Genomic DNA, 22,782 nt, shown 5'->3' with positions numbered 1-22,782 from the left:
ACTGAAAAGTTCTCTTATTTTTTTTATCTTTTTTTAATTTTATATGTCACAAGTCTTGGGGTACTCCTACATGACTACTGAGCAACAATTTAAATTTTAGGAGGAGTTACTAATGAAAAATACATTTGATACTATTGAGAACATGGAGTTAAGAGAAGAATTAATAATGAATATAGAGGTGCTTGATAAGGTTAAAGACTTATTATTACTACCTAATACTGAACTGATGACAACTAAGATGGTGGCTGATTACTATGAAGTAGATAAAGACGCTATTACTAAAGTTATTATAAGACATGAAGAAGAATTACTTTCAGATGGAGCAGTAAAAATAAAGGGTAAACAGTTCTATGAACAGTACGGACAAGATGTCCCTTCTGTAAAAATCATTCAAACAGGAATAATGATAGATGGTTTTGATAAAATAACTTTCAGAGGTCAGTGGTTTTTTCCAAAGAGAGCAGTACTAAGAATAGGAATGCTACTTAGAGATTCTGAAGTACCCAAAGAAGTAAGAACTCAATTATTAAATATTGTAGAAAAAGTTGATGATAAAGTTAAGGTAGCAGATATAGATGAGGAAACAGATTTAATGCTTGCAATAATAAAGGCACAGACTGACGAGGATAGACTATTCGCAGTATCAAGATTAGATGGTTTCCGTAAAAGACACATCCAGCAGTTAGAAGAAACTATAGCTAAGAAGGAAGATGAGATACAGGCTCTTGTAGGTGAAAGGGTAGAATTAAATAACTCAGATAAATTTAAAAAGTAGCATCGATCAAAACATGTCATTTTATTATTTTGAAGTTTACCATAGATTGAATGATAAGTTAAACATTAATCTTTGGACTAGAAGAGGAAAGGATACTAGTAGTAAAAAGAAATCTCTACTTGCATATATCAAAGATGAAGAATGGGCAGACGTTATCGGAGCTGCAGTAGCAGTTGCAAATTATTACGGTGTAGATATTACGCACATCATAAATGAATAATCAGTAAGACAGGGAGGAATTAATTTTCTCTCTTTTTTTATACCATAAATAGAAATCACACTTACATAACATATGAAGTAAAATAAACTGTTACAGAGATTAAATAAAGAAAAAGTTATTGCTTTTAAAAAACTAAGAATTAACATAAATGAACATATTTCATATTCATAGGCAGTATCATGCAAGTATAAAGAGATACTACTGTGAAGACTGTTTTACCTTTATCTCTTCGCTACGCTACGAGTAGTCCTGTCACTAACGTTCCAGCCCTACTATAAAAAACTAATATAATCCTTATAGCGATAGTTCCATATCAATAATTTTATGACATAGAGCGATAGCGAAATGTTTAAAATTTTGATGTGCTATCTTATACTTATTCTGTTTATATACATATCTACTTCTCTTTAAGGGACAATCTCTGAAACCCAGATATATAGCCATTCCTCATATATTTTGGAACTTTTTATCCTGCAAAGGTGTCAAAGCTAATTTTAAATTATGAAGTTTTGGATGTTCTGCAATATTGTAATTGATATACTGTCACAATTTAAACTATTCCCCTACATGAATAATGAAGTAAAATTCGCAGTATAAAGTGGGAGGTAATAATCGTGAGAAGAAAAATTATTACTGTTATTGATAGTTTAATGGGAACAGGAAAGACAAGTTATGCAATTCAGATGATGAAAGAAGCGCCAGAGATTGAGAAATTTATCTTTATTACTCCATTCTTAGCAGAAGTGGATAGGATAAGGGAAGAATTACCTAATAGACACTTTAAAACTCCTTCTGTTAAAAATAAAAAAGGTAGTAAATTGGAAGGACTAAAACAATTGCTGACTAATGGAGATAACATTGTAAGCACACATGCATTATTTAAAAGATGTGATGACGAAGTAAGAAATTTATTGAAATCTAATGGATATATTTTAATACTAGATGAATGTATGGATGTAGTAGAACAGTTTGATATAGTAGAAGAAGATATTCAGATTCTATTTAAAAGTCAAACTATTTTAGAAGATAACAAAAGGTGGATTAGATGGGTGGGTACCAACAAAGAATATACAGGAGCTTTCAAAGACTTAATGGAAAGTTGTTTCAATAATAATATTTACCACTATGGGGAGCGACTTTATCTATGGACATTCCCAGTAGATATATTTGATAGTTTTAACAAAGTTTACATATTAACTTATATGTTTGATGGGCAGTTACAAAAATATTACTTTGATATCTTCAATATAAAATATGAATATAAATCTGTAATAAAAGTGGAAGATAAATATAAACTTACAGAATATAAAAAAGTTTTGGATATGAAGGCTATTGAAAACCTACTCAACATCTATGAGGGAAAATTAAATGAAATAGGCAATGCTGAATACACCTTCTCGGCAAATAATTTGAAAAATTTAAAGAAGAAACCAGCATTAATAAAGTTGTTAAAAAATAATATATCAAATTATTTTAAACATATAACAAATAGCAAATCAAGCGAAATAATGTGGACAACCTTTAAGGATATGAAAAGTTTACTAAAGGGCAAAGGATATACAAAAGGTTTTGTACCTTGTAATTCAAGAGCAACAAACGAATTTAAGGATAGAACTACAATGGCATATATTGCGAATAGGTTTACTAATCCTTGCGTAAAACAATTCTTTAAAGCTAATGGTGTTGAAATAAATGAAGACGCTATAGCCTTATCTGAATTAGTACAGTGGATTTTTAGAAGTGCTATTAGAGAAGGAAAAGAAGTCAATCTTTATATTCCAAGTAGGAGAATGAGAACATTGCTACAAAATTGGTTAAAAGGTGTATCAATTTAATATTATACTAGGTGTTTGAATTGTATTATTTAGGGCAGAAGAAAGACCAACTTAATGAAACATTTATTTTTAATATATTATAATTAAAACTATTGGTATACTAGTAAGCACAAGTATTCTGACATTTCCGAATTCCAAATAATTCAAGTAGTGTTGCATAGTTATAACTAATAGGTAACTGCTGAAATTTAATTATTAATTGTAAAATTTAAGAGGCTCGCAATGTCACAACAAAGATCTACTTCCTACATGAATCAATGAAGGGAGTTGGTTTAGTTGAACAATGTAAATGCTTATGAAAAAATAGAAATAGTGAAAGAACAGATGATAAATAGACAGATGTTTAAAATAATCGTAAGAACAAATAGACCGTCACCAGAAGCTATAAAAAGATGTGCTGAAATAATGTTGAAATTAAATCAACAAGTAGACGAAAGAGCAAAAGATTAATCCCGTTTTTATCGAGATAACACTTAAAACTATATCAATTAGTTGAGAACTACCTCTATGATTTATGCGGTTCTTTTAATGCCTGTTGGTTTACCTGACATAGATTGCTTTATATTGGTAACTTTAAGAAGTATAATATAATTGCTACCAAATTTATAGATAAGCTTTATATTAAAGTTCTATATATACTGTAGAAAGGGTGACTATAAATGAATGAGAAACAAAATGAAATTAATAATATTAAAGATTATAAATTTAGTATAAATAATGCCAAAAGTTTTGAAGATGCGATGAGGATTTATGGACTTATGAAAGAACAATGTATAAATCCCGATATTGGTGTTATAAATAGCATTCTAAGCAAGATAAAAACTATTGATGAAGCTAGAGTAATTTTAGAAGAGGCTATTAATGAAAAGGTAGATTTAAAAAGACTTAAATATAATAATTTTTTTAGAAATAATCCTTTTGAAACCGAAACATTGCTATCAGAACTAGGAACGAACAATGAAAGCTATTCTATCTACAGAAAGTTACGAAACAATACACGTAATTTAAGTAGCGAAGATAAAGTAATTAAAAAATATATAGAGATTTTAAAACAAGAAGCTGATATAAAAAATAGCGCTAAACTCTTAAAATTTATTATGGAATCCCAATTAGAGCCTAATGAAAATCTTATATATTATATTCTTAACAAAGCCACAAATTTTGAAAAATTGTTATTTATATTGAATGAGCTTATAAAAAGCCAAATAAATATTTCTCAAAATATATATTATCAAATAAGAGATACAATAAGGGATGAAGAACAATTAGAGAAATTAGTTGAATTCCAAAATAAATATAGTAAAGAAGAACATTTAATGGTATTGGGAAACTTCTCAAATATATATAAAAAATCTAACCTGCTTGATATAAGAAATAGAGAAGAAATTCAAACTAATGTTAAAGATTCGTCTGAAGAAGCACAGTTAAAGGCTGTAAGAGAGAATGAAGAGGCTATTAAATATATTAAAGAACCATCAATAAATGTCCAATTAGAATCAGTTAAACACAACCTGATATCAATCAAATATATAGATAACCCTTTTCCAGAAGTAGAACAAGAGGTTAGAAATCAACTAATGAATGTTAATCCTTATTTATCAGTTCAGGAACAATTAGAACTAATAAGGAATAATAGTATTCTTATAAAGTATATTACAAAACCAAGTGAAGCAATTAGTTTGGAAGCTGTAAGACAAAATGGATTATTAATAAAATATGTTGATACACCTTCATTGGACGTTCAATTAGAGGCTGTAAGACACAATAGCGAAGCAATTCAGTTTATAGATAATCCTGATATTGATGTACAAATTGAAGCAGTTAGATTAGATGGATGTGCTATTAGATTTATAAACAACCCGTCTTTGATAACACAACTAGAAGCTGTAATGGTAGATGGTTATGCAATAAAATATATAGAAAATCCTTATAATAGAGTTCAAATAGAAGTAGCTAAACAAGGATCTGATGTATTTCAATTGATAAAGAAACCTTCAGTTGATGCCCAAAAGGAATTTATAAAATACCACCCAGAGGAAATATTATCAGTAAATAATTTGAGTCAGGAGGTAATAAATTACTATCATAATACTAATATAAAAAATGCTGTACAAACAGATGTAACTTCATTTGATGAAAAAAATAATTCTAATCAATTTATTAAAAATGCAATATTAACTGATAAATTTGATATAACAAATCAAAACACAAACATAAATTCACATGAGTCTAAAAAAAATTATAACATTGAAATGCTACACGAGGAATTAAAAAGCAGATATGTTAACTTATTTAATAATGAAGAAAAACTAGATTGCCAATTTACAATAATAAATAATGTAGAGCCGCTAAATGAGCATATTAAATTTTTAAGTAATAAAATTGACATCCAAAATTTATATGTGGCATCAGGTTTTGTCTATAAAAGTGGTCTTAAACTAATTGAATCAGTTATAAACAATGTAAAAAAAATAAATGGAAAAATAAGGTTAATAGTTGGAAGTCTGCAAAACTATAATGAAATATGCAAAAGCAATGATAATAGAGTAGCTGGAATGAATAAGGAGACAGCTATTTATATTAACGATTTATTAAGAAAAAATTCTATAGTAATTAGGACGTTTGAAAGACAATTTTATCATGGAAAATATTACTTCTTAGAAGGATATACGAAAAGTTGTGTTATAATTGGATCATCAAATTTGAGTATATCTGGATTAGTGAATAATAGAGAATTGAATATGCTATATGTAATTGATAATAATTCAAAAACATATAACTTTTTTAAGAAGTGGTTTAATAAATTTTGGGATGAATGTATAGAAATAAACGAATTAACTGTAGATATATTCAATGATATCAATACAAATTATGATACCAATTTTGATGATGAATGTATTAAAAAATTACAAAATCAAGATGTTAAAGAATACATTAATGAACTTACAGATGAAGAAATTAAAATGAGATTAAATCTATGGATGAATAAAGAACCTGACAATATTTATACGGATCTAAACATAGATAGCTTAAAAGATTATGTACTAATTGAATATAAGAAATATAATTTAATTGTTCTTGAATCATTTAAAGCAGGAAATAGCTATTACTATTTTAAAAATAAAACAATAGAAACGCTATTAGACACAATAAGATATATGTCTAAAAGTGAGATTTTTAATTTAGCTAATATGTCAAAACGAGGATACCATACTCATAACTCTAATAAGCTTGAAGTTAATATTAATAGTTTATTTGTTAAAAAACATAAAAATACATGAAAATTATATTATTATCTGGCAAAGCTATAAATAAAGAAAAATAATAAAATAAACTCTATTAAGCATAGATAAATTAGACAAGTTTCAAAACTTATTAAACAAAAATTAGGTTACATGAAATAAAATAGTATTATTTTAGTTATTATAAAAGGCTTTTATGAAGTATGTAAACAAAGATGATTTAGTAAATATAATGTGAAGCGTATTATAATATAAATTTTACATTAATAGTATAAAGGTATAAAAGTATATGCTGAAACTATATCAAGAATTGTGCACGAGGTAGAAGCAAGAGACGAGTAGAAGTTTATTTAAGCATGGTAGAATGATTATAGGATAGATAGCATACTAGACTATCTACCTTATATTTTATTTTAAATAGTTGCTATCTAGATACTTTTAGCATTTCCCTTTGACTGTATTCTTTCATATGCTGATTCTATAGACTGTATTGTAAATAATGGATTATGGCCATTATTAATTAAATCTTTATTCTTATTTACCATATCACATATTGTGACAGAGGAATCATCCCAAATGCTTTTTAACAAAGGTGAATATCCGTATAATGCATGTGGTGCAACTGTATATAGCCGTTCAAGTATTAAATCCAAATCTTTCTTTAAATGATTGGCTGTATATATGGTTGTTTTATCCTTTAAGTGAAGAGAAATATAAAAGTTATCATACTCTCTTCCTTTAAATATGTGGAAAGGGTCTCCATAGACGTCCGTATGCTCATTACTAGTGTATACCCATACTATTTCTTCAGTTGATATTACATGAAACCCATTAAGTCCATTAAGAAAAATCCAGTTAGGAGTAATTTTAACTTTTTTTCCATTGTATAAGACTGAATACAGTAATTCATAGTTTATATTTCCGATTAGTGTAAATGGTTTTCCTGTCTTTTCTAAACGCTTAAATGCTGGATGCGTTTTATAAAAAAAAGTTCTTGTGATAAGTAAACAAAAGAGGTAAATTGGATAGAGAAACACAAAACCAATCAATGCAATAGGAGATGGATATCCTTCAATAGCAATAAATAATGGTATTGAAAATAATATAGAATAAGTAATAAACTTAATGAACAGAAAAAAATTATCCTTATATACAGCTTTAATAAAAAAATTAATCATAACAATGCTCCTTAAAAAATATTTCTTACTACATCAGATAAATTTATCTTTCTTGATATTATCCAGTCAAATTTCCATTTTGCAGTGTTCCCAATATACCTTCCTTTATTTTCCTTAACTGTGACTTCCGTAGAATATAGATTTTTTTCAGAGAGGTTTAATTGAGTAACGTCCTTACTTGTATTATTAGTACCTACATCTGGTATTTTATCAAGTTCTTCAGCTTTTACATTAAAGTTAAGTTTATCAGTTGGATTAACCAATACTTGTACAGATTCGTCCTGTTTCACTTTAATGCCATTAATATCTGCCTCGAATTTCCAATCATCTCCTACACTATCATTCTCTATTAAAGATATATTATCTAGTCTGACTGTAAATAATATTTGCTTATCCTTTGGTAAGTTATTTATAGCTTGTTTCTTCCCATGTAAGTATAAAACTATTAATACTACAATACATATAGATGTAATAATAAACATTTTCTTATATTTCTTAGTGAACTTTATTCTTAACCCCTCCTAGTAGTGTTTTTTCATAAATACGAGATAAATACATTTCAGTATATTAATATTATACTATATTTCCAATAAAGTTACAGTTGAGGATTTATTAAGATATATTGTCATTTTTATAATTAAAATGTTTATAAAAGGAATTTTACGATTAATTTAGAATAATATTATACATTACTAAATATTGGGAGGGATATAATTGAAATTTAAAAAAGCTATATTAACTTTACTAATAATCTGGTTTTCAGTTAGTTTAATAGGCTGTAGTAATAGAAATGCAACAAATAATAGTTATAAGGAAGAGACTAGTGAACAAGAGAAATTTAATGAAAAAGTTAAAAATAGTGTTACAGCAATAGCTAAATCAGAAGGAGCTATTGACGTTGAAATGTTTGAAGAAATGTCTAAGAACAATAAACTTTATTCGTTTGAATTTCAAGACTTAATTGATAATAGCAAAAATAAAACAATAGTGCTATTTTCAACGCTAAAGGATATTGAAAAAATTAACAATGGCTATTATGCTCATTTTACATATTTTGTGGATAACACAACAATACTTTTTAGATTAAAATGTAATAAAGAGCAGCTAGATAAGTTTGTAGAAGATAAAAAAAAATATAAATCTAAGGATGAATTTGGTTATATATATCCCTTAGATTATATAATTGTTGGAAAAATAAACAGAAGTTTTAAAACAAAATTAAATTTAACTTCGTATGTAACTGAAAATGATCCAGAGTTTCCAATATCTGATGTGTTTGTTGATTTTGACAATGTGCTAATAATGGAGGGAGAATTAGCAAAAGCTATTTATCATGAAAGTAAAAAGTAATATAAAATACTAATAAAGTAATAGAAAATATTAAAAGAGAAGAGATATACTGTATAAACACATATATCTCTTCCTCTTTTTTATTTTTTAGGGACTTAAAGCAGTTACCTTGGTTAATACTATAAATATTAAATATTAAATTATAGAGGAGGTGTTGCTATGAACAATTCAACAAAAATACCTAATAGATTAATAAATGAGAAATCGCCATACTTACTTCAACACGCATATAATCCTGTTGACTGGTACGCATGGAGTGAAGAAGCATTTATGAAGGCAGAATCCGAAGATAAACCTGTCTTTTTATCTATTGGGTATAGCTGAGTGGTTCACTAAAAACACTTGTCATTGGTGTCATGTAATGGAGAGAGAAAGTTTTGAAGATAAGGACGTAGCAGAACTTTTAAATTATAACTTTATATCTATTAAGGTAGATAGGGAAGAAAGACCGGATATAGATAGTATATATATGAGCTTTTGCCAAGCATATACCGGAAGAGGCGGATGGCCGATGACCATAATAATGACTCCTGATAAAAAGCCATTTTTTGCAGGGACTTATTTTCCTAAGCAAGGGAGAGGAAATATGCCAGGGATTTTAGAAGTTTTGAGTTCTGTTATATCCACATGGCAGGCAGAAAGAGAAAATATATCTTCTATGACAGAAAGGTTGGAACGAGATGTAAAAAAATATATATTATCTCATGAAAGTGGGACTATAAATTCTCATATAGCAGAAAAAACCTTTTTAAAATTTAAGATGAGATATCAAGAGGAGTATGGAGGATTTGGAAGTGAGCCTAAGTTTCCAACACCTCACAATTTACTATTTTTATTAAGATATTACTATACTACTAAAAAGAAAGAAGCCCTTGAAATGGTGGAGCATACATTAGTATCTATGTATAAGGGTGGAATTTTTGATCACATTGGTTTCGGCTTCTCAAGATATTCTACAGATAAGTATTGGTTAGTTCCTCATTTTGAAAAGATGTTATATGACAATGCAATGTTATCTTATGTGTATGTAGAAACTTATAGAGTTACAAGAAATAAATTATATAAAGAAGTAGCAGATAAGATATATACATATATTTTGAGGGATATGACAGACAGTTTAGGAGGATTTTATTCTGCAGAAGATGCAGATTCTGAAGGTGTAGAGGGTAAATTTTATGTTTGGTCTCCTGAAGAAATAATAAGTTTACTTGGTAAGGAGGCAGGAGAAAAATTTTGTGCATTATTTGATGTTACATCAAAGGGAAATTTTGAAGGAAAAAATATATTAAATTTGATATCTAAGAATTTAGAAGATATAGATTATGAAATAGAAAAAAGTAGAGAAATATTATTTGAAGAAAGAGAAAAAAGAATACACCCTTATAAAGATGATAAGATATTAACTTCCTGGAATGGTCTTATGATAGCATCTTTAGCCTATGCCGGTAGAATATTTGAAAATAATGATTATATAGATGCTGCTAAAAAATGTGCTAAATTTATAAAAAATAATTTAACAAATAAAAATGGAAGACTTCTTGGAAGATTCAGAGAAGGTGAAGCAGCAAATTTAGGTCTTTTAGATGATTATGCTTATTATGTTTGGGGGCTTATTGAATTATACGAGAGTACCTTCCAAGCAGAATACTTAAAAGAAGCTGTAAAATTAAATAAGGATATGATGAGCCTATTTTTAGATAAAGAGCATGGAGGATTTTATTTATATGGAGAAGATGCGGAAGAACTTATATTAAGGCCTAAGGAAATATATGATGGCGCACTACCTTCTGGAAACTCTATAGCTATATTTAATATGGCTAAGATTGCAAACATCTTAGAAGATTATGATATGTCAGAAGATACAAGAAGACAATTTAGTACCTTTGGAGAAACAATAAATAAAAATTCTTCTTTTTATAGTCATCTTGTAGACGCATGGCAATATGTAAGTAACTCCTATAAAAATTTAATCCTGGTTGGTAAAAAGGATGATATTTTGATGTTACAAATGTTAAAGGAAATAAACAGTATATATCTTCCTTATACTCAAGTAGTTGTTAAAGACGAAGAATATAGCATAGAAGATATCATTCCATCCTTAAAAGATAAAAAAGCATTAAACAACAATGTTACAGCTTATATATGCGAAAATTATACTTGCAAAGAACCTGTAATAGATTTACAATCTTTTAAAAAGAATATTGAATAAATTTTACCAGATAAAATAAAGGAGTGAAGTGGTATGAAGGAGATTATTTTTGCAGGAGGATGTTTTTGGGGCATAGAAGCATATATGTCTAAACACAATGGAGTTATAGAAACTAGAGTTGGATATGCAAATGGTATGAAACCGGATCCATGCTATGAAGATGTATGTACAGGAGCTACAGGTCATGCAGAGGCTTGCTACATTAAATATGATGAAAACAAAATAACTCTTGAAGAATTATTAAATAAATTTTGGAACATAATAGATCCTACTATATTAGATAGACAAGGAAATGATATTGGCAATCAATATAGAACAGGTATATATTATACAGATCCTAAAGATTTAGAACTAATAACAAAAACAAAGAACGAGCAGCAAGAAAAATATGATGAGCCAATAATAACAGAAATAGAACCACTCAAAGTTTTTCATGATGCAGAAGAATATCATCAAAAGTATTTAGAAAAAAATCCAAATGGATACTGTCATATACCATTGGATAAAATGAAATAGTTTTTATTAAAATATAAATTATCCCAAATTAATAGGCAATATAAAATCATTTCCCATATTATATATAAGAAACAAATATGGGAGATGATTTTTATGCATTATAAAGACTTGATAGTTGGGAAAGACACTCTGGTAAAAACAGCTAGAGGCAAAGTTGTTAAATATGTAAATTTTGATAATGCTGCTACAACACCAGCTTTTATTAAAGTTGCTAATGATATAAATAAGTTTTTACCTTACTATTCGTCTGTGCACAGGGGAATGGGAATAAAGTCACAGCTAACAACAAAAGCTTATGAAAGAGGAAGAGAACTGGTAGGGGAATTTTTAAATTTCAATTTAAGTGAATATGATGTCATATTTGTAAAAAATACTACAGAGGCTATAAATAAACTATCAAATATGCTGTTGCAAAAGTATAGTGATAAAATAGTACTTTCTACATTTATGGAGCATCATTCCAACGACCTTCCTTGGAGAAAATTTAAAATAGACTATATAAGAGTTGATAGTAAAGGAATGTTAATACTTGAAGACTTAGAAAAAAAACTTAAAGATTATAATGGAAAAGTAGGTATAGTTGCTGTTACAGGAGCTTCTAATGTAACTGGATACAAAAACCCTGCACACAAAATAGCAAAACTTGTTCATAGCTATGGAGCAAAGTTACTTGTAGATGGAGCACAGCTTATACCACACTGTCCTTTTGATATTAATGGAATAGCCAAAGATGAGTATATAGATTTTGCAGCTTTTTCAGCACACAAAATGTATGCTCCATTTGGTACAGGTGTGCTTATAGTTAGAAAGGATGAATTAAAAGATATTGAACCGGATTACAAGGGAGGGGGAACTGTGGACATGGTTACCCATGACTTTGTAAAATGGAGTGATACTCCAGAAAAGGATGAAGCAGGAAGCCCTAATGTTTTAGGAGTAGTTGCATTATCTTCCTCCATAGAAATGCTTAGAGCTCTTGGAATGAAAAATATAGAAAACTATGAAAAAAATCTTCAAATGTATATTTGTAAAAAAATATCAAAGATCCCTGGTATCCAAATATACTCTGAGTATTGTTCTAATTCTGTATCAATAATTACTTTTAATGTAGAAGGAATGTATCATGAAACTGTATCAAAGGCTTTGTCTTATGAATATGGGATAGGTGTTAGAAGCGGATGTTTTTGTGCTCATCCTTATATACAAGAACTTTTGAAAGTACCAAAAGAAGAGGTTATGGAGAATATAAACAATAAATTTTGGAGAAAGCCGGGAATGATAAGAGTAAGTTTTGCACTTTATAATACCTTTGATGAAATTGATTATTTTATATATGCCCTCGAAAATATATTAAAAAGAAAAGAATATTTTATAAATAAATATGATTAAATTAAAAAAGTGTTGCTTAGATAAAGTAACACTTTTTTAATTTGATGACTTTAATGAATATTTTAATTTTTCTATATATTCAGAAGGAATTTTTGTAAAATTATAGAATAAGTAATTATAATATAGATTTGCAAAAGAAGGGGAGATATACTATGAATTATAATTACCAGCAGGATAAGAGTAATCTTTTGTATGCCTTTGATAAGAGATTGATATTAAGTGAAATGTCCAAAAAATTACTAAGTGATTTACTGCTGGTTCGAAGAATTTTGCTTTTATCCATTAACAAAAGAAGTTACGATATATATAGAAAAAATCAAGATCAGTTAATTATGATACTAGCTCTATTAAGTATTAAAGATGAAGAATTAAATATAGAAAACTTTAATATAGAAGTTACAACAAGAATGAGCATAATAAAAAAATATTTTAACGTGAATAATCCAAATATATCCAAAAACACTGTATATTTTAAACCTAATTTTAAAAAAATAGAGATGTTAATAAAAAATTTTAATTATTAAAAAAATAGAAACAAATACGTATTGTATTAACAAACTGTGAATTATCTGTAAAAGGAATAACTTGCAGTTTTTATTATTTACACAATATTAACAAAAAGATAACAAGTAAGGCTAAAATTTATGAAACTTAAATGGATAATCAGTAATTACCAGTGTATTCATTATATTTTGTAAATTTAAAAAGTTGAATAAATATTAAAAAATATAGACGGATATACTGAAAATTTGATAAGATATAATAAATGGAGGAAATAATACTAGAAAGGAGGAAGTTGCAATGAAATATGGATTGCTTGTTATTTATGTGGTATTTTGGCTAATTTTGGCCGAAAACTTAAACATAGATAGGATTGCAATAGGGACCTTAATATGCATAGGTGTGTTTATATTTAACAAAGATTTATTAGGTAAATATAATATTCATAAAAAAAGTAAGAACTTATTAATATCAAATATAAAATATGCAGTTTTATATATTTTGATTTTAATTAAAGAAATATTCAAATCTAATTTTCATGTAGCAAAAATAGTCTTAAGTCCTAAGTTAAATATTTCACCAACTATAGTTACTATCACTACTAATCTCAAAAGTGATTTTGATAAAACAATTCTTGCAAATTCCATAACACTCACTCCTGGAACATTAACACTGGACATGACTGAAGAAAAGTTAATTATACATTGTCTCGAAGAAAATTCTATAAAGGATCTGCAAAATTCTATTTTTGAAAACATTCTTTTAAAGAAAGAGGAATTAAATAATGGCTAAAATTTTAACTTTTTCAATTTTGTTTTTATCTATAACCATTATGGGATGTATGTATAGAGCAATTAAGGGACCGAGTGCTGCAGATAGACTTGTGGCCATCAATGTAATTAGCACTAAAACTATAGTACTTATACTTATGATATCCTTTATACTTAAAGAAACTTATTTTATAGATGTAGCTTTAGTATACGCATTGATAAGCTTTGTTGCTTCCGTAGTCATAGCAAATTACATTGAAAAGTCAGGAGGGAAATAATATGTTAAGCGTCTTAATAGGAAGCGTGTTTGTATTTGGCGGATTATTTTTCTTTTTAGTTGGGACTGTAGGTATTTTAAGATTCCCAGATGTTTTGACAAGGGTACATAGTGCAGCTAAATGTGATACTTTAGGGGCGCTACTTTGCTTAATAGGACTAATAATTTTTAATGGATTTAATATACTATCATTAAAACTATTATTAGTGCTCATATTTATATGGATAACAAATCCAACAGCTACTCATTTAATAGGTAAGGCTGAGTATTTTAAAAACAAATTATACAATAAACAGGATGGAGGATTAAAATGAAGATATTTAGCATAATAATGCTTATATTTTTAATATTTTCCGCTATATCTGTATCTGCTATGAAAAGTCTGCTTGGAGCAATTATAGTTTTTACAGTTTATAGTTTGATTATGGCTATATTATGGCAACAGTTAAACGCTCCAGATGTAGCCATTACAGAAGCAGCAGTAGGAGCTGGTATTACAACTGTATTATTCATATTGACTTTAAAAAGAATAAGAGGGACAAAGAAATGAAAAAACTATTAGCAGTTTTGATTACTTTGGGTTTAACAATAATATTATTAACAGGTGTAAAGGATTTACCACAGTTTGGAATTGAAGATACTCCTATGAACAATAATGTGTCAAAGTATTATATAGAAAATGCTACGAAGGAAACAGGTGCTACTAATATAATTACAGGAATCATATTAGATTACAGAGCATTTGATACTTTTGTAGAAGCAAGTGTACTATTTACGTCTGCAATAACAGTAATAATAGTACTTAAAAACGAAAAAGCTAAGCAGTAATTTGAAGGGATAGATAAATATGAAGGATAAAATATTAGAAGAAATTGTCGGAATACTCACACCTTTCATTCAGATTTTTGGAATTTATGTTATTTTTCATGGACATTTAAGTCCAGGTGGAGGTTTTTCTGGGGGAACCATAATTGGTGTTAGTTTTATTCTTTACAGAATGGTATATGGAAAAGAATTTGCACAAAATAAACTAAGGTTTTCTTCATTACTTTATTTTGTAACTATTGGAATATTCATATATGGAGCTATGAAAGGGTACAGCTTCATATCAGGGGGCAGTCATCTTAATTTGCCTGGACCACCACTAGGAAATCCAGGAGATATAATAAGTGGAGGTTTTTTGCTACCGCTTAATATAATAGTTGGAACTGTAGTAGCAATAACTATGTATTTTTTCTATAGCTTATTTGAAGAAGGTGAAATCTAAAATGGAGAGGCTTTTAACTAATTATTATGAAACAGCATCTGTTATATTATTTGGAATAGGTTTTGCAACGCTTTTACTGCACAATAACCTAATAAAAAAAATAATAGGATTAAATATAATGGATACATCAATATTTTTATTTTTTATAGCTAAAGGTTATATAGAAGGAAAGGAAGCTCCTATATTAGTTAATGGGTTTAAAGGAGTCGATGGGTATGTCAATCCTATCCCTACGTCACTTATGCTTACTGGTATAGTTGTGGCAGTGAGTACTACGGCGTTTGCACTAGCGCTTACTATAAAAATGTACGAAAAGTATGGAACTATAGAATTAAATGAGATATTGGAAAAGGGGGCTGAATAGTTTTGCCGATAATTCAAAGTTTTCCCTTGATGGGTATTTTAATCCTATTCTTGGTATCATTTACCATGCCACTTATTAAAAAAAATAATATAATTAAATTCTTAAGCATTATTTCTTTTATAACCTGTCTAGTGTTATTTGGTATTTCATTAATATACACTATAGATAACGGAAGTTATTTTTATAGAATAGGACATTTTGATGCACCTTTTGGTATTGAGTTTAGGGTAGGAATTATAGAATGTATTATATCAGTGTTATTTGCATTTGTAGCACTGATGGTTACTTGGTATTCTTGTTACAGTATAGAACATGATATAGATGAAAACAAGGTTTCTATGTATTATCTTTTAGTAAATATTCTTGTAGCATCTCTTTTAGGTATTGTTTTTTCTAATGATATGTTTAATGTATATGTATTTATAGAAATAGGAAACCTAGCTTCTTGTGGGATAGTAATAGTTAAAGATAAAAAAGAAAATATAAAAGCAGGAATCAAATATATTATTATGAGTTGTCTTGGTTCAGGACTAGTACTTATGGGAATTGCATACCTGTATTCGATGACTGGACAACTTAATATGACATATATGCATGAAAGTTTAGTAAACAGTTATGCTAATTACCCCCAAGCAATTCTTATAACACTAGGATTATTTACTATAGGACTAGGAGTTAAGAGCGCTATGTTTCCTCTTCATACATGGCTTCCAGATGCACATTCCAATGCACCAACATCTTCAAGTGCACTATTATCTTCACTTGTACTAAAAGCTTATGTAATATTTTTACTTAAAGTGCTTTATAGAGTAATGGGTAAAGATATAATATCGAACTTTTCTATACTTAATATAATATTAGTTCTTGGATGCTTAGGCATGATAATGGGATCTGTATTGGCAATATTTCAAAAGAATTTAAAAAGAGTTATTGCTTATTCAAGCGTAGCTCAAATGGGTTATATATTTTTTTCCATAGGTTTAGGTACGGAACTAGGAGTTATAATGAGTATATTTCATATTATAGGTCATGCTGTGACAAAATCTGCATTATTTTTGTGTGCAGGAGCAATTATAGAAAAGTCAGGGCAAAAAGAGTTACCTAATCTTAAGGGCATAGGAAAAGAAATGCCATATACATTAGGATTATTTTTTATAGCATCTTTATCAATGCTTGGAATACCTTTGCTTCCGGGATTTGTAAGCAAGTGGTATTTAGCACTTGGCAGTATAGAAGTGGATAAACTAATACTTATAGGTGTAATACTAATAAGTAGTCTTTTGAATGCTATATACTACTTGCCAATAGCAATAAATGGATTTTTTGGTGAAGAAAATTTAAATGGCAAGATATACAGAAGTAAAGATAAGTCTATAAAAGAATTAATACCAATTATAATACTTGTTATAGCCATGTTATATGTTGGAATAGCTTCTGAAGAAATAATCAATTTGATAAGGACAGGATTAGTATAGGAGGAAATGGCTTTGAACAATATAATTATTTTACTTCCAATCATTTTCCCCTTTTTAGCTGCTATTGTAGTAGCCACATTTGGGCTTAGTGAAAAGAGAAGAAATATATTTGCAGGCTCTGTTGTATTAATAAATTTAATCTTTGTAATATATATAGCTAAAAAATTAGGAGAAGTTAGTCTGCATATTTTGAAAATAAATGAATTCTTAGATATATATTTTAAGATTGATAAGCTAAGTATGTTTTTTTCATTGTTAGTATCAGTATTATGGATGTTTACAACTGTATATGCTATGGAGTATATGAAGCGTGAGGGAAAAGAAAAACGGTTCTTTTCATATTTCATTGCTACGCTAGGAATAACACTAGGGATAGCCTTTGCAGGCAACTTAATTACATTATATTTCTTTTATGAATTTTTGACACTAGCTACCTTTCCTTTAGTAATACATTCTGGAACTAAGGGGGCATTAGAAAGCGGTAAAAAATATTTGATATATTCTTTTGGTGGAGCAACTTTAGCACTACTTGGAATGATTATTTTATTTAGTTTTACAAATAGCCTTGAATTTATTCCAGGTGGGATTATAGAAAAAAATATACTAATAAATAAAAATTACTATTTTATAAGCTATTTGGTTATGTTTATGGGTTTCGGAGTAAAGGCTGCGCTAGTACCATTTCACTCCTGGCTCCCTAAGGCTATGGTAGCTCCAACTCCTGTAAGTTCACTACTTCATGCAGTGGCAGTAGTTAAATCTGGAGTATTTGCATTAACTAGAATCACTTATTATGTATTTGGCTCAGATGTTGTAAGAGCTACAGGAGCTAATAGATACTTAATTGTATTTGTAATAATTTCAATACTTATGGGATCCTTTCTTGCATTGCATCAAGAAAATCTTAAGAAGAGATTGGCCTATTCCACAATAAGTCAGTTAGGATATATTTTACTGGGAATACTTCTTTTGAATAGAAACTCTTTTATAGGAGCAATGCTGCATTTATTAAATCACGCAGTAATAAAAATAACTTTATTCTTTTGTGTAGGAGCAATAATGTATACCACAGGTAAAACAGAAATAGGTCAAATAAAGGGAATAGGAAAAGCGATGCCATTAACTATGTGGTGTTTTACAATATCATCCATTTCACTTATAGGGATTCCTCCAACTAATGGATTTGTAAGCAAGTGGTATTTAGCTCTAGGAGGACTTTCGGAAGGTAGGGCAGCTTTTCCTGTAATACTTTTATTAAGTGCACTACTTACGGCAATGTATCTTATACCCGTTGTAACTGTTGCTTTTTTTAAAAAAGAGGAAAGTGTAGTTACAGTAAAAAAAGAGGCTCCTTTAAAGATGTTGATTCCAATAATGGTTATAACTATAATTACAACGTTTTTAGGGCTTTTTCCTAATCCAGTAATAGACTTCTTGACAAGTATGGCTCTTGAAGTTACAAATTAAATTTAAGTGAGGTGAATTATTTGAATCCAAGAATAGTACTGCTTTATATAATACTTATACCATTTATAGGGTCGTTTATTGGATTCATTATTGGTAGAAAAGAAGAAAAGTGGAGAGATGTATTTAACATTGTAATGACCGGTTTCAACTTTTTACTAATAACTTCTCTATATAAAAATGTTATGAATGGAAAAATAGAAATTTTTATACCTAATATAATGGGTACAGGGCTGCAATTTAAGTTAGATATGTTTAGGTATATATTTGTATGGTTAACTGCTTTAATTTGGTTTTTAGTAACTATATATTCTACACAATATCTTATAAGTTATAAGAATAGAAATCGATATTATTTATTTTTTATGCTTACTTACTGGAGTACCCTTGGGATATTTATATCACAAAACTTTCTAAATTTATTTACTTTCTTTGAAATAATGTCGTTAACATCTTATCCATTAATTATTCATGATGAAGATAAGTATTCTCATGAAGCAGGAGAAACATATATAATAATGGCAGTAACAGGTGGACTTGTTCTTTTAATGGGATTATTTTTGCTTTACAATTACACTCAAACTTTAGATATATACGAGCTCAGATATTTATTAAAAGATATGGGAAATATAAAATATGTTATTACTGGGCTGATAATATTTGGATTTGGTATAAAAGCAGGGATGATGCCTTTACACATATGGCTTCCTAAAGCCCATCCAGCTGCTCCAGCTCCAGCTAGTGCTATATTATCTGGGGTATTACTTAAAACAGGAATATTTGGTATTTTAATTACTGCAGAGATAATAGTTCCTGGAGACATATATGTATCATTAGTATTACTTGTTTTGGGGTTTTTAACAATGTTTATAGGTGGATTTTTAGCAATGTTCCAGAGGAATATAAAGAGGATACTTGCCTATAGTAGCATGAGCCAAATGGGATATATTATAGTTGGTATAGCACTTGTAGGAATGTTACAGGAGCACAAAGGGCTGGCGCTATATGCAACACTTTATCATATTATAAATCATATGATATTCAAGGTATTACTATTTATGGGCGCAGGTATAATATATATGGCATTACATGAATTAAGCATAAATGGCATAGGTGGATTTGGGCGTAATAAAAAGATTTTAAAAATAGCATTCCTTATTGGACTTTGCGGAATAATAGGTATGCCAGGCTTTAATGGATTTATTAGTAAGAATATGCTTCATCATGCCTTAGCAGAAGCAGTTCATTTGTACGGAGGATTTTGGCTACATTTTGGAGAAGTAATATTTACAATAAGTAGTGCGTTTACCACAGCATATCTTTTAAAGTTATTCATAGCAGTATTTATTGAAAAGAGTAATCAAGAAATAGATAATGTAAAAATGAAGATAACCGGGAGAGCTTTGGCACCTATGGCAATGTTAGCACTTATGACGGTTTTTATAGGAATTTATCCCCAATTTGTAATGAAAGTACTTGATAAAGCTGTAGAAACCTTTAATATTTATCATAAAATAGATGTTCATTTTTATACTGTTGAAAATATAAAATCCTCTTTTATTTCAATAGGGCTAGGAGTTCTAATATACGTATTTTTTATAAGAAAGGTACTAAAAAAGGGAAACGGAGAAAACTGGTGGTACGAAAATACAGTTCTCAATTGGTTTAGTTTAGAAAAAAATGTATATATACCAGTATTCAAAGTATTATTCAAGGTAAGTTCTTTTGTTCTAAAGCTATGCGATGAAGGATTATTAAAATTTATTGAATTTATAAGGAATATATTGCGTAGCTTAGGAAAAATGCCATTGGAATATAATGTAAATCCCTCGGAAATGTTTATAGAGAAAATAAATCCTATGAATTATATAAATAAATCGAAAGTTACTACTACTACAAATTTAAATAAAGAAATGGGTAAGGCTGGCTATAAAATGAATAGTATAACCTATTCTATATATATTTTTGGTGTAGTTCTTCTCATATGTTTAATAATACTTATATATTAGTAAATAAGCCCTTAATGAATGAGTTCATTAAGGGCTTATTACTTATTCTTAGTAAGTAATAATTATTATTTATTTAAATTATAAAATATGATATTATATTAAAAGAATATAGACAAGTTAGATGATGGATGGTAAGGAGTAATATATGAATATAGAAGAAAATTTAAATATTATACAAAAAGACCCATATTTTATAAAAAATATAGATAATCCCACAGACGAAATGTGCTTATGTGCTGTAAGAAATGCATGGAATGCAGTAAAATTTATAAAAAATCCTTCAATGGAGGTTATGGAAGAAGCAGTGAAGAATAGGGGATGGGCATTACAGTTTATAAAACTACCTCCTTATGAAATTCAAAAATTAGCAATACAGCGAGATGCAGATTCTATAAGATATCTAAGGGAACCATCTCTAGAACTACAACTTATGGCAGTGCAGAGAGATTGGAGTGTATTAAAATATATTGAAAATCCATTTTTAGAGGTTGAAAAAGTAGCAATAAATAAAAATGAAGAAGCAATGAGATACATTACTAACTTAAATGAGGAAAAGCTAAGAGTATTTGTAGTGGAAAATATAAAAATAGTTAAGTATATAGATGAATATAATAAAAAGCAGTTATTAGATACTATACAGTTTAAACTCGGAGAAGAGAATGTAGATAATAAGTATGTAATAGACTTTATAGAATGTGAAGCATTGAAGTTTAATAGAGTAAAATTTATTCATAAGCATGGAAGCAAGAAAGCTAAGCAAATATTAGTAGATTATAAACTTGGAACATAAGGAGAGATAAAAATGAATTTTAATGATGCACTTTTAACAGTAAAACTTACATTAGAAAGCGGTGCAGTACCACTTTTAATAGGAGAGAGCGGTATAGGAAAGACTTCACTGATAAAAAAATTAGGTACTCATGAAAATTATTATGTAGTAAATATAGATGCTAATCTTTTAAAAGAAGGAGAAATAGGGGGTCTTCCTACAGTAGAAGATTATATAATAAGTAAAGATGGTAATACAATTAAAAGCAAGAGAACAATATATGCCATACATATAAAGCTTTTGCAAGTTGAGGAATATTTGAGAGAAAATAATAATGGAAAGGTATTATTATTTATAGATGAATTAAACAGATGTGAACATACAGTCCAACAAGAGCTTATGAACTTAATATTAAACAGAGAAATAAATGGGTACATGTTACCTAAAAATGTATATGTTATTGCTGCTATGAATCCTTCTAATAAGTACAATAAGTATCATCAAAGCGAATACCAAGTAGTAGATATGGATCCGGCGCAGGAGAATAGATTTGTTTGGATTGATATTGATTCAGATACAAAATCTTGGATTACATGGGCCATGAGCGAAGAAGGAAATATACATGCAGATATTATTGAATTTATTGGAACCTTTCCAGATTATCTTCATACACCGTATATAGAGGAAAGTATTAAAGCAACGCCACGAAGTTGGGAAAGGGTTTCGAAAGCCTATGGAGTTTATTTAAGTAATAAAAATAAATACCCTAGTAAAATTTTTTATAATCTTGTAAAAGGAAATGTAGGGGGAAGCATAGCACAGGACTTTTTAAATTTTTTAGAAGAAAATAAAAATCCAATTATTAAACCTAAGGATATATTTGAAAAGGGATATTTGAGTGATGAATTATACCTAAAGGTAAAGACCGAAAGTCATTCAAGACTTTATATTGCAGCTAAAAATGCTCTCTTATATTTAAAGCACTCAGAACATGGAGAAAATGAAATAAACTTATTTTCTGAGTTTATCCAGATGTATCCTAAGGATTTAAAAGTAGGTATAATGCAAGAGATTAAATTTAATTATAGTGAGTCTTTATACAAGGAATTTTTAGATAATGATATATTTATTGAAGGGTACTTTAGTCTATATGAAGATTTGGATGATTAAGG

The 22,782-nt window shown here is 28.5% G+C and carries 23 protein-coding genes and 1 pseudogene; 22 read left to right on the top strand and 2 right to left on the bottom strand.

The window, feature by feature from the left end; genetic code table 11:
- Positions 1-112: 112 nt before the first annotated feature.
- The 5 genes from DP68_RS06995 to DP68_RS06985 all read left to right on the top strand — a co-directional run bounded on the left by DP68_RS06995 (position 113) and on the right by DP68_RS06985 (position 6,111).
- Positions 113-775, top strand: a complete 663-nt coding sequence (locus DP68_RS06995; RefSeq protein WP_052085687.1) for a hypothetical protein — start codon at positions 113-115, stop codon at positions 773-775.
- Between the two features lie 46 nt (positions 776-821).
- Positions 822-995, top strand: a complete 174-nt coding sequence (locus tag DP68_RS19475) for a hypothetical protein (RefSeq protein WP_291547822.1) — start codon at positions 822-824, stop codon at positions 993-995.
- A gap of 614 nt (positions 996-1,609) precedes the next feature.
- Positions 1,610-2,830, top strand: a complete 1,221-nt coding sequence (locus DP68_RS06990) for a DEAD/DEAH box helicase family protein (protein WP_052085686.1) — start codon at positions 1,610-1,612, stop codon at positions 2,828-2,830.
- Positions 2,831-3,106: 276 nt separating this feature from the next.
- On the top strand, positions 3,107-3,280 hold the full coding sequence (locus DP68_RS19470) for a hypothetical protein (RefSeq protein WP_291547820.1): 174 nt from the start codon (positions 3,107-3,109) through the stop codon (positions 3,278-3,280).
- Between the two features lie 209 nt (positions 3,281-3,489).
- On the top strand, positions 3,490-6,111 hold the full coding sequence (locus tag DP68_RS06985) for a phospholipase D-like domain-containing protein (RefSeq protein ID WP_035307818.1): 2,622 nt from the start codon (positions 3,490-3,492) through the stop codon (positions 6,109-6,111).
- A gap of 389 nt (positions 6,112-6,500) precedes the next feature.
- Here the strand turns inward: DP68_RS06985 and DP68_RS06980 are convergent, their stop codons facing one another.
- Together DP68_RS06980 and DP68_RS06975 are read right to left on the bottom strand one after the other, a co-directional pair.
- Entirely contained in the window at positions 6,501-7,250 is a 750-nt protein-coding gene (locus DP68_RS06980; RefSeq protein WP_035307817.1) for a hypothetical protein, read from the bottom strand.
- A gap of 11 nt (positions 7,251-7,261) precedes the next feature.
- Positions 7,262-7,732 carry a hypothetical protein gene (locus DP68_RS06975; protein ID WP_035307814.1) on the bottom strand — a complete coding sequence of 157 codons (471 nt, stop codon included), beginning with the start codon at positions 7,730-7,732 and terminating at the stop codon, positions 7,262-7,264.
- Between the two features lie 232 nt (positions 7,733-7,964).
- Here DP68_RS06975 and DP68_RS06970 point away from each other — a divergent pair, with 232 nt between their 5' ends.
- The 17 genes and pseudogenes from DP68_RS06970 (at position 7,965) to DP68_RS06895 (ending at position 22,780) form a co-directional block, all read left to right on the top strand.
- Positions 7,965-8,600, top strand: a complete 636-nt coding sequence (locus DP68_RS06970) for a hypothetical protein (protein WP_035307812.1) — start codon at positions 7,965-7,967, stop codon at positions 8,598-8,600.
- 159 nt (positions 8,601-8,759) lie between these two features.
- Positions 8,760-10,809 (top strand): annotated as a pseudogene (locus tag DP68_RS06965) (thioredoxin domain-containing protein).
- A 33-nt stretch (positions 10,810-10,842) separates the two neighbouring features.
- On the top strand, positions 10,843-11,325 hold the full coding sequence (gene msrA / locus DP68_RS06960) for a peptide-methionine (S)-S-oxide reductase MsrA (protein ID WP_035307810.1): 483 nt from the start codon (positions 10,843-10,845) through the stop codon (positions 11,323-11,325).
- Between the two features lie 93 nt (positions 11,326-11,418).
- The gene (locus tag DP68_RS06955) at positions 11,419-12,714 is read left to right on the top strand and encodes an aminotransferase class V-fold PLP-dependent enzyme (RefSeq protein ID WP_291547816.1); all 1,296 of its coding nucleotides are present in this window, start codon (positions 11,419-11,421) and stop codon (positions 12,712-12,714) included.
- 152 nt (positions 12,715-12,866) lie between these two features.
- Positions 12,867-13,238, top strand: a complete 372-nt coding sequence (locus DP68_RS06950; protein WP_035307806.1) for a hypothetical protein — start codon at positions 12,867-12,869, stop codon at positions 13,236-13,238.
- Between the two features lie 277 nt (positions 13,239-13,515).
- On the top strand, positions 13,516-14,007 hold the full coding sequence (locus DP68_RS18875) for a Na+/H+ antiporter subunit E (protein ID WP_052085685.1): 492 nt from the start codon (positions 13,516-13,518) through the stop codon (positions 14,005-14,007).
- The gene (locus DP68_RS06940) at positions 14,000-14,263 is read left to right on the top strand and encodes a monovalent cation/H+ antiporter complex subunit F (RefSeq protein ID WP_052085684.1); all 264 of its coding nucleotides are present in this window, start codon (positions 14,000-14,002) and stop codon (positions 14,261-14,263) included. The genes DP68_RS18875 and DP68_RS06940 overlap by 8 nt, the downstream gene beginning before the upstream one ends.
- 1 nt (position 14,264) lies before the next feature.
- Entirely contained in the window at positions 14,265-14,576 is a 312-nt protein-coding gene (gene mnhG, locus DP68_RS06935; RefSeq protein ID WP_035307802.1) for a monovalent cation/H(+) antiporter subunit G, read from the top strand.
- Positions 14,573-14,812 carry a hydrogenase subunit MbhD domain-containing protein gene (locus DP68_RS06930; protein ID WP_035307800.1) on the top strand — a complete coding sequence of 80 codons (240 nt, stop codon included), beginning with the start codon at positions 14,573-14,575 and terminating at the stop codon, positions 14,810-14,812. The genes mnhG and DP68_RS06930 overlap by 4 nt, the downstream gene beginning before the upstream one ends.
- Complete coding sequence (gene mbhE / locus DP68_RS18870) at positions 14,809-15,090, top strand: hydrogen gas-evolving membrane-bound hydrogenase subunit E (RefSeq protein WP_052085683.1); 282 nt, start codon at positions 14,809-14,811, stop codon at positions 15,088-15,090. Before DP68_RS06930 ends, mbhE begins: the two co-directional genes overlap by 4 nt.
- A 19-nt stretch (positions 15,091-15,109) precedes the next feature.
- Positions 15,110-15,529, top strand: a complete 420-nt coding sequence (locus DP68_RS18865; protein WP_052085682.1) for an MnhB domain-containing protein — start codon at positions 15,110-15,112, stop codon at positions 15,527-15,529.
- 1 nt (position 15,530) lies between these two features.
- Entirely contained in the window at positions 15,531-15,893 is a 363-nt protein-coding gene (locus tag DP68_RS06920; protein ID WP_035307798.1) for a cation:proton antiporter subunit C, read from the top strand.
- Between the two features lie 2 nt (positions 15,894-15,895).
- Complete coding sequence (locus tag DP68_RS06915; protein ID WP_052085681.1) at positions 15,896-17,368, top strand: proton-conducting transporter membrane subunit; 1,473 nt, start codon at positions 15,896-15,898, stop codon at positions 17,366-17,368.
- Positions 17,369-17,380: 12 nt separating this feature from the next.
- Positions 17,381-18,835 (top strand): proton-conducting transporter membrane subunit, encoded by a 1,455-nt coding sequence (locus tag DP68_RS06910; protein ID WP_035307796.1) that lies wholly within the window; start codon positions 17,381-17,383, stop codon positions 18,833-18,835.
- A gap of 20 nt (positions 18,836-18,855) precedes the next feature.
- Entirely contained in the window at positions 18,856-20,841 is a 1,986-nt protein-coding gene (locus DP68_RS06905; RefSeq protein WP_052085680.1) for a proton-conducting transporter membrane subunit, read from the top strand.
- Positions 20,842-20,986: 145 nt separating this feature from the next.
- The gene (locus DP68_RS06900; protein ID WP_052085679.1) at positions 20,987-21,631 is read left to right on the top strand and encodes a hypothetical protein; all 645 of its coding nucleotides are present in this window, start codon (positions 20,987-20,989) and stop codon (positions 21,629-21,631) included.
- Between the two features lie 12 nt (positions 21,632-21,643).
- Positions 21,644-22,780, top strand: a complete 1,137-nt coding sequence (locus DP68_RS06895) for an AAA family ATPase (protein ID WP_035307794.1) — start codon at positions 21,644-21,646, stop codon at positions 22,778-22,780.
- Positions 22,781-22,782: the final 2 nt, after the last annotated feature.

This window comes from Clostridium sp. HMP27 (genome assembly GCF_000765165.1).
Lineage (GTDB): Bacteria > Bacillota > Clostridia > Clostridiales > Clostridiaceae > Clostridium_AK.
The sequence above is the reverse complement of the archived record's forward strand: the minus strand, read 5'-3'. Positions and strand labels throughout refer to the sequence as shown.

What these genes read in the sequence shown, in the direction of transcription:
- msrA (WP_035307810.1), top strand. Translation starts at nt 10,843, where the DNA reads ATGAAGGAGATTATTTTTGCAGGAGGATGTTTTTGGGGCATAGAAGCA.
- DP68_RS06940 (WP_052085684.1), top strand. Translation starts at nt 14,000, where the DNA reads ATGGCTAAAATTTTAACTTTTTCAATTTTGTTTTTATCTATAACCATT.
- DP68_RS18865 (WP_052085682.1), top strand. Translation starts at nt 15,110, where the DNA reads ATGAAGGATAAAATATTAGAAGAAATTGTCGGAATACTCACACCTTTC.
- mbhE (WP_052085683.1), top strand. Translation starts at nt 14,809, where the DNA reads ATGAAAAAACTATTAGCAGTTTTGATTACTTTGGGTTTAACAATAATA.
- DP68_RS06900 (WP_052085679.1), top strand. Translation starts at nt 20,987, where the DNA reads ATGAATATAGAAGAAAATTTAAATATTATACAAAAAGACCCATATTTT.
- DP68_RS06895 (WP_035307794.1), top strand. Translation starts at nt 21,644, where the DNA reads ATGAATTTTAATGATGCACTTTTAACAGTAAAACTTACATTAGAAAGC.
- mnhG (WP_035307802.1), top strand. Translation starts at nt 14,265, where the DNA reads ATGTTAAGCGTCTTAATAGGAAGCGTGTTTGTATTTGGCGGATTATTT.
- DP68_RS06955 (WP_291547816.1), top strand. Translation starts at nt 11,419, where the DNA reads ATGCATTATAAAGACTTGATAGTTGGGAAAGACACTCTGGTAAAAACA.
- DP68_RS06985 (WP_035307818.1), top strand. Translation starts at nt 3,490, where the DNA reads ATGAATGAGAAACAAAATGAAATTAATAATATTAAAGATTATAAATTT.
- DP68_RS06980 (WP_035307817.1), bottom strand. Translation starts at nt 7,250, where the DNA reads ATGATTAATTTTTTTATTAAAGCTGTATATAAGGATAATTTTTTTCTG.
- DP68_RS06950 (WP_035307806.1), top strand. Translation starts at nt 12,867, where the DNA reads ATGAATTATAATTACCAGCAGGATAAGAGTAATCTTTTGTATGCCTTT.
- DP68_RS06975 (WP_035307814.1), bottom strand. Translation starts at nt 7,732, where the DNA reads ATGTTTATTATTACATCTATATGTATTGTAGTATTAATAGTTTTATAC.
- DP68_RS18875 (WP_052085685.1), top strand. Translation starts at nt 13,516, where the DNA reads ATGAAATATGGATTGCTTGTTATTTATGTGGTATTTTGGCTAATTTTG.
- DP68_RS06930 (WP_035307800.1), top strand. Translation starts at nt 14,573, where the DNA reads ATGAAGATATTTAGCATAATAATGCTTATATTTTTAATATTTTCCGCT.
- DP68_RS06995 (WP_052085687.1), top strand. Translation starts at nt 113, where the DNA reads ATGAAAAATACATTTGATACTATTGAGAACATGGAGTTAAGAGAAGAA.
- DP68_RS06920 (WP_035307798.1), top strand. Translation starts at nt 15,531, where the DNA reads ATGGAGAGGCTTTTAACTAATTATTATGAAACAGCATCTGTTATATTA.